The organism is Thermococcus sp. 21S9 (genome assembly GCF_012027635.1).
Taxonomy (GTDB): Archaea; Methanobacteriota_B; Thermococci; order Thermococcales; family Thermococcaceae; genus Thermococcus.
This window is the reverse complement of the sequence record NZ_SNUS01000001.1, coordinates 1,105,519-1,118,176: the sequence shown is the minus strand read 5'-3', so window position 1 is coordinate 1,118,176 and position 12,658 is coordinate 1,105,519. Positions and strand designations below refer to the sequence as shown.

The following is a 12,658-nucleotide window of genomic DNA, read 5'->3' as shown; positions in this document are numbered from 1 at the left end:
TTCACTTCCTCCTACCAGTTCTTCTCGCGGCTATGTGACCGACCTTCCTTCCGGGCGGAGCGCGCCTCGAAACGGTGCTCGGCCTGCCTATGTGGTGCTCCTTACCACCGTGCGGGTGGTTGACGGCGTTCATCTTGACACCCCTCGGCTTGGGCCAGAACCTGTTCCTGGCCTTGGCGATGTAGTAGGCCTTACCGGCCTTGACGATGGGCTTCTCGAGCCTTCCACCGCCGGCAACGACACCGATGGTTGCCCTGCACTCGGGCTTGAACTGCTTGAGCTCACCGCTCGGAAGCTGAACGATGACCTTGCCCTTCTCCCTGCTGACGACGAGGGCGTAGGTTCCTCCAGCCCTGACGTACTTTCCGCCGTCGCCCGGAATGCCCTCGATGTTGTAAACGTAGGTTCCCTCCGGTATCTTGGCGAGCGGAAGGGTGTTGCCTATCGCCACCGGAGCCTCGGGGCCGATGTAGATTTCCTGGCCGACGAGGACTCCTTCCGGAGCGAGGATGAGCTTCTTGGTCCCGTCCTCGAACTTGACCCTCGCGACCGGGGCGGTCCTTCCCGGGTCGTGGAGGATTTCCTCAACGATTCCCCTGAGGGTCTTCTCCTTAGTCACGCTAAGAGGAACGTACTTAACGGCTCCCCTGTACCTGTGGGAAGGAGCGCGGAAGGTGGTAGTGCCCTTACCCCTCCTCTGCTGTATGAGACTCTTTCCCATCTCACATCACCTCAGAACAATCCCAACCTTGCGGCAATCTCACTCGCGTCGTATTCGGGCTTGAGCTTGACGTAAGCTTTTTTCTCGCCCCTCATGGTGATGAGGGTGTTGACCTTCTCGACCTTGACGTTGAACATCTCTTCCACGGCCCTCTTGATGTCGGCCTTGGTAGCTCTTCTGTCCACTATGAATGTGAGCTTGTTCTCCCTCTCTATGAGCGAAACAGCCTTTTCGGTAACGAGTGGCCTTATGATAACCTTATAGGGGTCCATCTCTCATCACCCGTAGATTTCCCTAAGCCTCTCTATAGCGCCCTTAGTCCAGACCGTAAGCCTTCCGGGGTGAGTTCCGGGCGCGAGAAGCTCAACGCCGAGGTTGTCAACGGTAACGACGTCAACACCTGGGTGGTTCCTCGCTCCCTGGACGATTCCCTCGTTCTTGGCAACGACGATGAGCGGGCCCTTGGCCTTCTTGTAGCGCCTTCCGCGCATCTTACCCTTACCGGCCCTTATCTTGGTGTTCCTCTTGGCCCTCTCGATGTCGTCCCAAACGCCGAGCTTCTTGAATATCTCCCTGGTCTGGGCGGTCTTGAAGACCTTCTCAAGGTCGTCAACGACGACCAGCGGGAAGGCCGGAACGTTGTCAACCACGTGACCCCTCGCCCTAACGAGGTCGGGGTTGGCGGTTGCGGCAATGGCGCTCATTATGGCCAACCTGCGCTCCTTCTTGTTGATGTCCTCCCAGATTATCTTCTCGACCTTCGGCGGATGGGTTCTCCTTCCACCGCGAGCGAACGGAACGAATGCCGCGAACCTCGGCGGGGTCTTTATCCTCTCAACCCTCGCCATTCCGTGGCCCTTACCGATGTTCTCAGTGACCCTTCTCTTACCCGCCTGCGGGTCCCTTCCCTGGGGCTGTATCCTGTGGGTCCAGGAAGCGATGACAGCTCTCCTGATGAGGTCGGGCCTGAAGGGAGTGCTGAACACCTTGGGGAGCTCTATCTCCTCAACGGGCTCGCCTTCGAGGTTGAAGACCTTAACCTTCATTTATCTCACCTCACTGCTTGGACTCCCTACTGACGTAGGTTATCTGGGGCCTCTCAACGGGTGGCTTCTTCTTGGGTGGCCTTATAGCAGGCCTAACGCGGATTATCCTCTTGAAGGAACCCGGAACGCTACCCTCAATCATAAGGAAGTCGCTCCTGACGATTCCGTAGTGCGGGAAGCCACCCTTCGGGGTTATCTCAATCTCGTTGCCGTTGAGCACGAGCTTTCCGTTCTCGCCTATCGCTATGAGCCTCTTGTTGAACTCGGTCCTGTGGTGGAAGCCCATCTGACCGGCCTGCGGAACGGTCCACATGACGCGAGCGGGGTGCCAGGGACCGAGGTTACCGATGTGCCTGCCCTTTCCGGCCCTCTGGGCCTTGTGGAACTGGACCTTGACTCCCCAGCGCTTGACCGGGCCCTGGGTACCCTTACCCTTGGTGACCGCTATGACGTCGAGGAGCTCACCCTCGTGGAGAACCTCGCTCGCGCGGAGCTCCTTGCCTATCTTCTCCTTGGCGTAGTCGAACTTGGCCTTAACGTCGTCGCCACCGATGGCGTACTCCATAACCTCGGGCTTCTTCTTGAGCTTGATGAGCCAGGGCTGGGTGTGGACGAGAAGCCTGACGTCGACAATCTCGCCGTCGTTGACGAGGTCCTCAAGCTGACCGAGCTTGGCCTTGAAGGCCTCCTCGTCGTAGTTCTTCGGCAGGGTCTTTATACGCCTCTTGACGTTGTCGTTGAGCTCGTGGAACCAAACTTCGGTGGCGGTCTCAAGGCCAAGGTAGCCCTGCTTGTAGGCCCTGATTCCGTAGACGAAGAGAGGCGGAACCTCAACTATGGTCACGGGCACGAATATCTCCTTGCCCTTGGTGAGCCCGGGGCTGTCGTCTATCATGAGGATGTGGGTCATTCCGGCCTTGTAGCCAGCAAAGCCCAGCATCCTGACCTCACTGTCCTTTGGCCACTTCTTGATTCTCGGGACTACACTCCTAGCCCTTTTCCTTGGGCTGAAGGCGAGTGAACCTCTCCTTGGTCTGTGAACCTTTCCCATCTCAATCCCTCCTCATGAGATTGAATATCGCCAGCGTGGCGAGGAGCGCCTCCTCGGTGCGGACGGTTTTAGTTTTCTGATTTGGAATCGTGTTGAGCACGAAGTCGAACTCGTACTCTCCGCCGAGGAGCTCCATAACGCCCTTCCTCGGCGAGCCAAAGGCGATACCAACCTCCCCTTCGAGCGGGGGAAGGTTGACCTTTCTCACGTCGCGACCCTTCCTCGAGGTCGCGATTGCCAAATCCAGGTGAGCCTTTTTAAGTGTTTTCGCCAGGGGCTTCCCACTCAGGTGGACTTTGTACCCCCAGTATTCAGTTGGCTTCGCCGGAACGACCTTGAGGGGTCTCGTTGACACGATTCTGAACGTTGCCCTGCCTTCGACGTTTCCCTCAACGATTGCCAGCTCGTCGAGTCCAATGTCCGCGTAGATTCTCCTTCCCTTCCGGAAGGCGTAGCCCTCGCGGATTTCCCCGACCCTTGGTTTTCCCTTGAGCTTGTGATGTGGCGTCCTGAGCGGGGGGACGACGCCCACGTACTTGAGCTCGGGCATCAGGGGAAACAGCCTCTTCCTGAGGTACTGCGGGGTCTCCATGTACTCAAGGACCGTTTTTATGAACTTCCCGTCCCTTCCGCCTGCCCTGTAAATCCAGATGTGCTCGACGCCGAAGATTGCGCAGGCCCTCGCAACCTGCCCAACCTTGTACGTCCGGATTTTTGGGTCGTCGGTTTCCTCAAGGAGGGAATCGGGAATGAAGACGTGCCAGGCCATATTTCGCCCCCACTGTCCTCCCTAACCCCAACGCGCTGAAGGGAGCTTATGGAGACTATTTAAAAGACTTTCGAACCCTGCAACCCTTTTTCGTGTTTGAGAGTATGAAAATTTTTTGCAAACGAAAGACAAGGGGGCTCTGCCCCCTTATCTCTCTGTACTCTCAAACCCCCGGAGGGGGCTTCGCCCCATAACCCCCGTTTTCTTCCAAACCTCCGGGGGGCTAGCGCCCCCACACCCCCAAACTTCGCGCAGGCGAACAAGCTTTAAGAAAGCTTGACCAAAGAAGTGCCCTATCTCGCCAACGGGCAAAAAGACAGTTGTGCACTAATTAAGGCGCGATTTTAAAACGAGTTTAACTTCAAAGATGCCTTGAGTATTAGTTTCAACTTATTTTTGGCGTCCGAAGGACGCCGTTTGGAGAGTGAAACACTCAACAAAGGGCAAGTTAATAAGAAACTCCACTTTACAATTGTTAAATCTTAGAACATGCACTCACTCTTCCGCCAGCGCTTTCGTCAGAAAGGGCTGTACTGGTGGGCCCGCGGGGCTTCGAACCCCGGACCTCCGCCTCGTGAGGGCGGCGTCATAACCAGACTAGACCACGGGCCCGCCCGGAGTATGGAGAGCGGGCAAAAATATAAAGCTTTCGCTAAACCTCCTTCAAAATCTCCTCGGGCGCACCCGCGAACTCGACCAAGTACTCCGCCTCGACGATGTGGAGCCTTCCCGGAACTATGAGAACGTGGGGTTGCCTTCCAAAGTCCTCGTTAATCATATCCTTGACGTAGCCTGCCCTTATCCTCGGGTTCAGCGAGCCGGCCCTTGCCAGAACCACGACGAGGGTTTCGGGCGTGAAAACGCCTTCCCTCTTCATCTCCTCTACCTGAAGGAGTATCTCCATCGCCTCGTTGGCGGTCATGTAGCGGTTCCGCTCGGCCTTTATGTCGAGGAAGAGAAGCGTGTGAAGACCGCGTTCCCGGTTCTCCCTGATTACGTCGTAGTGGCTCGTTGGGAACCAGTTCTTCTCCGGATAGGCAACGGTCGCGCTCTTTCCGAACTTGTAAATTTGAAGCCCGGTTACGGCCACCGCGGAGTAGATGCTCGGGGCGTGAATCACGTAGCTCTCAACACCGGCCTTCTTCGCCCGGATTCTCAGGTCGGAGTGGGTCGTCGCCACCATCGGGTCTCCGGCGGTGAGAAACGCCACGTCCTTCTCCTTCGCCTCCGGAAGGACGATTTTCTCGAAGTTGAGCTCAACGTCCTCCCTGCTCAGCCTGACTATTGGCTTGCCTATGAGTTCTTCCACTTTGTCTATCGTCGTTCCCGCGAGGAGCGATGTGTAGAACTCCGCGAAGACCTTCTCACACTTCCTGGCCGTTTCGAGGCCCTTGAGCGTTATGTCCTTCTCATCGTAGAGTCCGAGCCCTATGAAGTAGAGCGCCATTCTCACCACCGATACCGGATTTCCCTAAAACTTTTAAGTTTTGGGAAAACTACTTAAAGGTTTTTGGCGAACCTAACCCGGTGAGGGCCGTGCAGGTCAGCAAGAGGGAGGAGGAGTACCTGGAGGCTATGTACATCCTTCACAAGAATAAGGGTGTAATCAGGGTTAAGGACATAGCCAAGATAATGAACGTCAAACCGCCGAGCGTCGTTGACGCCCTCAAAAAGCTCGCCGAAAAGGGTCTCGTTGAGTACGAGAAGTACGACAGGATTCTTCTAACGGAGGAGGGCAAGAGAATAGCGGAGGAGACCTACTCGAAGCACGTCTTCCTCACGAAGTTCTTCGTTGACATTCTCGGAATTCCGCCCGAGATAGCTGAGCACGACGCCTGCCAGTTCGAGCACTACGTCAGCGAGATTACGGTCAAGAGAATGAAAGAGTTCGCGAAGTTCATTCAAGAGCAGTGTCCGTACGTTCTCAAGCAGTTCCTCAAGGAGAAACTGGAGGAATGATTCTTTTCTGCTTCCGTCTTCTTGTTCCAGCGTTTCTTTTGAAGAATAGAAAGTTCAAAATGGAAGAATTCAGAAGAGACCTCCAAGGTAGGCAAAGTAGGCTATAAAGACACCGGCCAGGACGTACATGAGCGGATGAACTTCCCTCCAGCGACCACTGAAGACCTTGAGGACTGTGTAGCTTATGAAGCCCACTCCTATTCCGTCCGCTATTGAGTAGGTGTACGGTATCGTGACGAGCACAAGGAACGCCGGCAGGGCCTCGGTGTGGTCGCTGAAGTCGACCTCCTTTAGGGCACTGAGCATGTAGTAACCGACTATGACGAGCGCGGGAGCGGTTGCGAAGGAAGGTATCGCGCCGGCGAGGGGAGCTATGAAGAGGCCTATCGCGAGGAAAAGCAGGCCGGTAACGAGGGCCGTCATTCCCGTCCTTCCGCCCTCTTCGATTCCCGCTGCACTCTCAATGTAAGTGGTGACTGTTGATGTTCCAAGGACGGCACCGAGGGTCGTTCCAATTGCATCGGTGAGGAGAACCTTCTCCGCATCGGGAACCTTGCCGTCCTTAGTGAGGAAGCCAGCCTTGGCGCTCAGGCCGGTAACGGTTCCAAGGGTGTCAAAGAAGTCAACCATGAAGAACGCGAAGACGACTCCAAGGGCTCCGGCGCTTATGAGACCGTGAAGGTCCATCTTCATGAAGGTGTAGCTTATAGTCGGCGTCGAGAACAGCTTGTGTGGCCACGGCGCCGCTCCGGTAATCCAACCAAGGAAGCTCGTCGTGAGGATTGATATGAGCAGGGCCCCCTTGATGCGCATGGAAATCAGAACACCTGTGAGGAGGAGTCCGAAGACGAAGAGGAGAACGTGCTTTGAGGTCAGAACCGATGTGTTCAGGCCGGTGAACTTAAGGGTTCCACTCAGGAGAACAGTCTTGCCAAGCGGGATGACGGCATCCTTGGCACCCTCAACCTGCGCGGAGAGCAGGCCAACGTCGTTCAGGCCAATAAGCGTCAGGAACAGACCAATTCCAGCACCGATGGCATACTTCTGGCTCCTTGGAATCGCGTGGATTACCGCGCTCCTGACCTTGGTGAGGGTGAGCGCGATGAAGATTAGGCCCTCGACAAAGACCGCCGCAAGGGCGACCTTCCAGCCGTACTTAGGCGCGACAGTGTACGCGAAGTAGGCGTTGAGACCCATTCCCGGCGCGAGGGCGAAGGGCTTCTTGGCATAGATACCCATGAGAATCGTCGTGAGTCCTGCAGAGAGCGCAGTTACGGCGACGAGGGAGTCAAAGGCATCCTTTCCCATCGCAGCGCTGAGTATCTGCGGATTGACAAAGAGGATGTACGCCATCGTGAGGAACGTCGTTATTCCAGCGAGAACTTCGGTTTTCATATTGGTTCCATACCTGTCAAACTCGAAGTACCTCTCAAACCACTCCATGAGCGTCCCCCCAGATGTTGACATAAAAACGGCGATAGAATGAGCTTATAAAACTTTTTTTGACATAAATCTGTTATAAACTGAGGAGGGAGAAAGACCTTACTAAGATGCCCACCCGCGGAGGAACGCGGTTTGGCTCAAAGGGCAAATCCGGCAGGGGACGCTCCGCTATGATTGTATGACCCTCGACGTCCAGATAAAGCCTCATCCTCCCAGGGAGGAGCTCGTAACCTGTAACAGTGGCATCTTCACCTTCAGTTATCAAAACACTTTCAGGCCTGAAGAACACCTTAACATTTCCATCAGCACCAACCGGGAACTCAAGGTTTCCAAGCCTCGCCACGCCGTTCTCGGCCTCAAGCTCAAGGATGTTGCTCGTCCCGAGGAACCGCGCCACGAACTCCGTCCTCGGCCGGTAGTAGAGCTCGAGTGGCTCTCCCACCTGTTCGATTCTTCCGACGTTCATGACGGCAATCCTGTCGCTTATAGCCATCGCTTCCTCCTGGTCGTGGGTGACGTAGACCGTCGTTATCCCGAGCTCGCGCTGAATCCGCCTTATCTCGGAGCGGAGGCGCTCCCTTATCTTCGCGTCGAGGTTGCTGAGGGGCTCGTCCAGGAGCAGGACTTCCGGCTCAATGACAAGAGCCCTCGCGAGGGCAACGCGCTGTTGCTGTCCGCCACTCAACTGCTCCGGATAGCGGTTTTCAAGGCCCTCCAGCCCGACGAGTTCGAGGGCCCATCGAACCCGCCTCTCTATCTCCCCCTTCGAGAGCCTCCTCATCTCCAGACCGAAGGCGATGTTCTTGAAGACCGTCATGTGGGGAAAGAGCGCGTAGTCCTGAAAGACTATGCCGATGTTCCTCTCGTTGGGCTCAAGGTCCGTAACGTCGGTACCGCCAAAGAAAACCCTCCCTGAGTCAGGCTTTTCAAGGCCCGCTATAATCCTCAGCGTCGTCGTTTTTCCACAGCCACTCGGGCCGAGCAACGTCAGGAACTCGCCGTCCTTCACCGAGAGGTCAACGCGAAGCTCAAAGCCGTCCCAGCGCTTGCTTACGTTCCTGAGCTCAATACTCACCATACCTCCTCACCGACCTTTTCTATTATTAGGAATCCTACTGCAGACACCACCATCAGGATGGCCGAGAGGGCAGAAGCGCTTCCAAAGTGCCTCGCACCAAGAAACTTGTAAACGGCGAGGCTCATCGTGGTGTACTCCGGCGGGGCGAGCATGTAGGTCGCTCCCAGCTCGGCTATACTCATCGCGAAGGCGAAGATTGCCCCAACGATGAGGCTTCCAAGGGCCAGTGGCAGTTCCACCTTCAGGAATGCCTTCCACTCGTTGGCTCCGAGCGTCAAGGCGGCCTCGCGCAGGTTCCGCTTTATCTTGGCCAGTCCGGTTGAGAGGGAGCGGAAGACGAAGGGGTAGGCTATGACGGAGTGGGCTATAGCCACAATCCAGAAGGTGTAGTAGAGGGGCGTTGACTGGAAGACCATTATGTATCCGAGCGCGACCGTTACTGGGGAACTCGCAAGGGGTAGCATGACGAGAACGTCGAGAACGCGCTTTCCCCGGAAGTCCCAACGGTTCAGCAGGTAAGCGAGCGGGAGCGCGACGAGAATCGAGATTACAACGGTCGTGAAACCGAAGAGGAGGGAGTTCTTTATCGCACCGAGGGTCGAGACGCCGAACATCGGGTTGTACTCCGGCGAGAAGACCCTGCGGTAGTTCTCAAGGCTGAGGTGACCGTTGAAGAGAAGGGAGTCGTAAACTATCGCCAGCAGTGGGGCAACGATGAAGACGAACACGAGAACCGAATACAGGACCACACCCAGCCCCCTGATACTGAGAAAATCCCTCGGCCCGAGCTTCTGGGGTCTTTGAAGAACCCTCTGCTCCTCCCTCTTAGAGTACGCCTCAAGGGAGCGGAGGTAGAGGTACATGAAGATGGCACTCAGGGTTATCTGAATCACAGCCAGAGCGGAGCCGGTCCGGAAGTCAAGAAGGGTCATGACGGTCGAGAAGATGTCCACCTCCATGGTCACGTAGCGGTAGCCACCGAGGATTAGAGGGATTGAGAAGCTCAGGAAGCAGAAGACAAAGGTGAGCATCGCCGAGGCAAAGATTGCGGGCGAAATTAGGGGCAGGGTCACCTTCCAGAAAAGCCTGAAGCCCCGCGCACCGAGCGTTTTGGCCATCTCCTCGTAGTGGGGATTAACGCGTTGCCAGAGCGACGAGACCATTCTAACCACTATCGGGAAGTTGTAGAAGGCGTGGGCGAGGAGTATGGCCTTCCACGTGTAGATTATCCCCGGGTCGCGTCCGAGGAGGTGGGCTATGAAGCCGTCCTTTCCGAAGAGGAGGATGAAGCCGAGGGCGACCATTATACCAGGCATTACGAAGGGGACTGTCAGAATAGCCCTGATTACCCTCTTGCCCGGAAAGTCGTACTTGGCAAAGATGTACGCCCCGGGGAGGCCAATAATGAGCGTAAGGACGGTCGAGGCGAGCGCCTGGCCGATTGTAAAGCGTATAACCCAGCGGTGGTAGGAGTTGCCGAGGACTGCCGAGAGGAACTTGGGCGTCGGGCCGTTATCCCAGAGACCCAGCTTTAGAATATGCACCATAGGCAGGTAGAAGAAGAGGAGCAGGAAGGCCAGCGGGAAGGCTATGAGTAGGTAGCTCGGCCTGAACCTCATGGCCAAAACTCGGTTTTGAGGGTTTATAAGGGTTGATTAACAATAAAACCTTCCCAAACACGAAAGCAAAGTATAGTTATCACCGTCCATCTTCCCCCACCTGAGCCTTAAAGTACTCCTCGGCCCTTTTAATGAGGAACTCGTCCTCCACCTTCCGGCCGATGCGCTTGAAGGTGAGTCCAACGATTTTTAAACTGAACAATGCTTTGTCCTCTAAAATGTCACTGTAGCACTCTTCATCCGTCAAATCGATTTCCTCTATCGAAACGAGCACTTTATAGTTATCTAGGGTTTTAACAAGCACATACTCCTTCTCCTCCCGCCTGGGTCGTTCAATAAGCTCGTAAAGGCCATCTTCAATGCCAAGGAGCTCTTTCTTCACCACTGTGAGACCAGAGGGCAGAATTTCGAGCTTTCTGTTTTTAATTGTCTCGGGAAGCAAGTTTATGAGCAAATACGACATGTCTTGCTCGAAGCCAAGTTCTGTAAGGTCTGTATCATCCCGGTAGCCGCATATTAGGAGGGGTTCTGCCTTCATGAATTGTTTTAAGAGCCTGATAACCTCCGAGCTGAGGACGAACCACCACCAGCTTCTTGGATTAGGGTGGATTTCGAGGATTGTGTAGCCTTTGACAGTATAAATCCGAAAGTCCGCATCGACTATCGTCTCACCATCGTCAGTCCTCAGTGGCGGGTCAAAGAGCAACTCACCTGAGGTGATTAACTGAAAGTCCTCTCCTAAAAGACCCTTCCCTCTGAGGTAATCCATCCGAGCATCACCGAACTCTTCATCCCTAACCTCAACTTTAAACTCCCTTTTAAGGAAGTCTTCAACCTCTTCTGGCTTCTTATCAAAGACAAGGTAGACGTAGGTATCAACACCCATAATTTCACCACCTTTGCTATAGTTTGGAAAAAATAAAATAAGAAAGTTAGTTAAAGGACCCGAGATAAACTAAGTTTAATCAACGTATTGTATTTTGAACTAATAATGTCGCCCGATGGATTTTTAATCCAACCTGAAATAGATTTCCCAAATCCTAAAAGCACTGTTGGTGTTGAATCGTTTGGGTGATACCATGAAGGCCCCAGAGCTGGGAATCAAAATCGGCGTTTACGAGCACGGAAAGAGGAACTCGATAGCGGATTTGGGCGTTAAAGTCGGCCACACGACGCTCATCGAAGGGGAGGACGTGAGAACTGGCGTGACGGTTCTCTTACCACCGGTCAAGAACCCCTACAAAGAGAGGCTCTTCTCGGCCACTTTCGTCATGAACGGCTTCTCCAAGCCGATAGGCTTCGTCCAGGTTGACGAGCTCGGCTACATTGAGACTCCGATAGCGTTAACCAACACGCTGAGCGTCTACACGGTCGCGAGCGCGATGGTGAAGCACATGATTGAGCTGAACCCCGATTTGAAGAGCGTTTCTCCCCTCGTCATGGAGTGCAACGACGCTTACCTCAACAACGTCAGGAAGATGGCGGTTAGGGAGGAGCACTACTTCGAGGCCCTCAAAAACGCCTCGCTGGACTTCGAGGAGGGAGCAGTTGGAGCGGGAACTGGAATGAGCGCCTTCGAGTTCAAGGGCGGGATAGGCTCGTCTTCACGGGTTGTCGAGATAGGTGGCGAGAGCTATACGGTCGCCTCGCTCGTCCTCGCGAACTTCGGAAAACGGGAGGACCTGACCATCGCCGGCGTTCCCGTCGGTCTCGAGCTGAAGGACTACCCTGGAAGGGGAACCTCTGGTAAGGGTAGCATCTCGATGGTGGTAGCGACAGACACTCCGCTAACGGCGAGGCAACTGAAGAGGCTCGCGAAGAGGGCCGTTGTGGGCCTCGCGAGGACGGGTGGCTACGCCTATCACGGCAGTGGCGACGTCATCTTAGCTTTCTCGACCGCTCAAACCGTTCCCTTCGACAAAGAACCACACCCGATAAGTTTCCTGCCCGACAACGCCCTCAGCAGGCTCTTCAAGGCAACGGCTGAGGCGACGGAAGAGGCGATAATCAACGCCCTCCTGGGGGCGAAAACCGTCGAGGGCAACGGCCACGTTAGGTACGCCCTGCCCGTAGAGAAACTGCTCGAGATAATGGAAAGGTACGGGAGGCTCGAAAAGGCCTAAACCTTTATCTCCTCGTACTTCTTCTTCATCAGGAGTGCGTCCTCCTCGATGTTGGGGCTCTCGCTTATGACAACGCCCTTGACGCGGAACTCCTTGAGAACGCGAAGCAGGTCCTCCCAGTTCATGTCACTCTCCTGGAGCGGGAGGTGCCTCTTTTCACCTTTCTCGGTGTACTCGATACCGCTCATGTGGATGTGCATGTTGTCCAGAGCCTCTCTGCCAAGCCTGTCCTCGATAAAGGCCAGCATCTCGCGCCACTCTTCAACGGAGTTGCACCTGCCTTTGTTCCTCGCGTGGGCGTGCGCGAAGTCTATCGTTGGCAAAACGGTCTCAAGCTCCTCGCTGAGCTTCACTATCTCCTTAAGGTCGCCGAACTGGGTCGGCTTTCCTGTCAGCTCGGGCCTGAGCCAGACCTTTATTCCTCTGTCAAGGAGTTCCCTCTCAATCTCCTTCAGCGCGTCCCTGATTCTGTTGTAAACCTTCGCCGGGTCCTGCTTGAGGTAATAGCCCGCGTGAAAGACGACGCTCCAGCCACCCGCCTGATAAAGCCTCTCGGCGCTCTGGATTATCCTCCTCTTGCTTGCCTCGACCTTGGCTTTTTCACTCGCGTTGAGGTTGATGTAGTAAGGGGCGTGCGCCGTGAGCAGGACGTCGTGCTTTTTGGCGACGTACTTGATTTTCTTCGCGAGTTCTGGCTTGAGGTTGACGCCCCTGACGAACTCAAGCTCCATCGCGTCCAGTCCAAGGTTTCTCACGTGGATGATGCCGTCTATCGTTGAGCGCTTTGGCGTTGAGAGTGGTATTCCAGCGGTTCCGAAACGCAACCTGTCTACTTTGAACATCCCTCTC

13 protein-coding genes and 1 tRNA gene are annotated in these 12,658 nt (G+C 55.2%); 2 read left to right on the top strand and 12 right to left on the bottom strand.

All coding sequences use genetic code 11. The features are described 5' to 3' along the window. Position 1: 1 nt before the first annotated feature. From E3E28_RS06285 to dph5, 7 genes are all read right to left on the bottom strand, one after another. Complete coding sequence (locus E3E28_RS06285) at positions 2-721, bottom strand: 50S ribosomal protein L2 (RefSeq protein ID WP_167914458.1); 720 nt, start codon at positions 719-721, stop codon at positions 2-4. Between the two features lie 11 nt (positions 722-732). Then, a complete protein-coding gene (locus E3E28_RS06280) occupies positions 733-993 on the bottom strand; it encodes a 50S ribosomal protein L23 (protein WP_042692801.1) in 261 nt (86 codons plus the stop codon). 6 nt (positions 994-999) lie between these two features. Beyond that, on the bottom strand, positions 1,000-1,767 hold the full coding sequence (gene rpl4p, locus E3E28_RS06275) for a 50S ribosomal protein L4 (RefSeq protein WP_167914457.1): 768 nt from the start codon (positions 1,765-1,767) through the stop codon (positions 1,000-1,002). Between the two features lie 10 nt (positions 1,768-1,777). Next, the gene (locus E3E28_RS06270) at positions 1,778-2,818 is read right to left on the bottom strand and encodes a 50S ribosomal protein L3 (RefSeq protein WP_099209827.1); all 1,041 of its coding nucleotides are present in this window, start codon (positions 2,816-2,818) and stop codon (positions 1,778-1,780) included. Position 2,819: 1 nt separating this feature from the next. After that, entirely contained in the window at positions 2,820-3,587 is a 768-nt protein-coding gene (locus E3E28_RS06265; RefSeq protein WP_167914456.1) for a putative RNA uridine N3 methyltransferase, read from the bottom strand. Positions 3,588-4,121: 534 nt separating this feature from the next. Further along, positions 4,122-4,199 (bottom strand) — tRNA-Val (locus tag E3E28_RS06260). Between the two features lie 40 nt (positions 4,200-4,239). After that, positions 4,240-5,034, bottom strand: coding sequence for a diphthine synthase (gene dph5, locus E3E28_RS06255; protein WP_167915268.1), 795 nt, complete (start codon positions 5,032-5,034; stop codon positions 4,240-4,242). A gap of 89 nt (positions 5,035-5,123) precedes the next feature. Between dph5 and E3E28_RS06250 the strand changes: the two genes are divergently transcribed. After that, a complete protein-coding gene (locus E3E28_RS06250) occupies positions 5,124-5,546 on the top strand; it encodes a metal-dependent transcriptional regulator (RefSeq protein ID WP_167915267.1) in 423 nt (140 codons plus the stop codon). 69 nt (positions 5,547-5,615) lie between these two features. Here the strand turns inward: E3E28_RS06250 and E3E28_RS06245 are convergent, their stop codons facing one another. The 4 genes from E3E28_RS06245 to E3E28_RS06230 all read right to left on the bottom strand — a co-directional run bounded on the left by E3E28_RS06245 (position 5,616) and on the right by E3E28_RS06230 (position 10,572). Next, on the bottom strand, positions 5,616-6,989 hold the full coding sequence (locus tag E3E28_RS06245; RefSeq protein ID WP_167915266.1) for an NCS2 family permease: 1,374 nt from the start codon (positions 6,987-6,989) through the stop codon (positions 5,616-5,618). A gap of 73 nt (positions 6,990-7,062) precedes the next feature. Continuing rightward, complete coding sequence (locus tag E3E28_RS06240) at positions 7,063-8,067, bottom strand: ABC transporter ATP-binding protein (protein ID WP_167914455.1); 1,005 nt, start codon at positions 8,065-8,067, stop codon at positions 7,063-7,065. Next, positions 8,061-9,686 (bottom strand): iron ABC transporter permease, encoded by a 1,626-nt coding sequence (locus E3E28_RS06235; RefSeq protein WP_167914454.1) that lies wholly within the window; start codon positions 9,684-9,686, stop codon positions 8,061-8,063. Before E3E28_RS06235 ends, E3E28_RS06240 begins: the two co-directional genes overlap by 7 nt. A gap of 79 nt (positions 9,687-9,765) precedes the next feature. Then, entirely contained in the window at positions 9,766-10,572 is an 807-nt protein-coding gene (locus E3E28_RS06230; protein ID WP_167914453.1) for a hypothetical protein, read from the bottom strand. Between the two features lie 193 nt (positions 10,573-10,765). Here E3E28_RS06230 and E3E28_RS06225 point away from each other — a divergent pair, with 193 nt between their 5' ends. Next, complete coding sequence (locus tag E3E28_RS06225) at positions 10,766-11,809, top strand: P1 family peptidase (RefSeq protein ID WP_167914452.1); 1,044 nt, start codon at positions 10,766-10,768, stop codon at positions 11,807-11,809. On the opposite strand, the gene E3E28_RS06220 is transcribed toward E3E28_RS06225, so the two are convergent. Further along, positions 11,806-12,651 (bottom strand): deoxyribonuclease IV, encoded by an 846-nt coding sequence (locus E3E28_RS06220; protein WP_167915265.1) that lies wholly within the window; start codon positions 12,649-12,651, stop codon positions 11,806-11,808. The two genes, E3E28_RS06225 and E3E28_RS06220, sit on opposite strands and share 4 nt — an antisense overlap. Positions 12,652-12,658: the final 7 nt, after the last annotated feature.

Bases quoted from the DNA above. Each gene is read 5' to 3' on its own strand.
- E3E28_RS06240 (WP_167914455.1), bottom strand. From the start codon at position 8,067: ATGGTGAGTATTGAGCTCAGGAACGTAAGCAAGCGCTGGGACGGCTTT.
- E3E28_RS06230 (WP_167914453.1), bottom strand. From the start codon at position 10,572: ATGGGTGTTGATACCTACGTCTACCTTGTCTTTGATAAGAAGCCAGAA.
- E3E28_RS06220 (WP_167915265.1), bottom strand. From the start codon at position 12,651: ATGTTCAAAGTAGACAGGTTGCGTTTCGGAACCGCTGGAATACCACTC.
- E3E28_RS06245 (WP_167915266.1), bottom strand. From the start codon at position 6,989: ATGGAGTGGTTTGAGAGGTACTTCGAGTTTGACAGGTATGGAACCAAT.
- E3E28_RS06280 (WP_042692801.1), bottom strand. From the start codon at position 993: ATGGACCCCTATAAGGTTATCATAAGGCCACTCGTTACCGAAAAGGCT.
- E3E28_RS06285 (WP_167914458.1), bottom strand. From the start codon at position 721: ATGGGAAAGAGTCTCATACAGCAGAGGAGGGGTAAGGGCACTACCACC.
- E3E28_RS06270 (WP_099209827.1), bottom strand. From the start codon at position 2,818: ATGGGAAAGGTTCACAGACCAAGGAGAGGTTCACTCGCCTTCAGCCCA.
- E3E28_RS06265 (WP_167914456.1), bottom strand. From the start codon at position 3,587: ATGGCCTGGCACGTCTTCATTCCCGATTCCCTCCTTGAGGAAACCGAC.
- dph5 (WP_167915268.1), bottom strand. From the start codon at position 5,034: ATGGCGCTCTACTTCATAGGGCTCGGACTCTACGATGAGAAGGACATA.
- E3E28_RS06235 (WP_167914454.1), bottom strand. From the start codon at position 9,686: ATGAGGTTCAGGCCGAGCTACCTACTCATAGCCTTCCCGCTGGCCTTC.
- E3E28_RS06225 (WP_167914452.1), top strand. From the start codon at position 10,766: ATGAAGGCCCCAGAGCTGGGAATCAAAATCGGCGTTTACGAGCACGGA.
- rpl4p (WP_167914457.1), bottom strand. From the start codon at position 1,767: ATGAAGGTTAAGGTCTTCAACCTCGAAGGCGAGCCCGTTGAGGAGATA.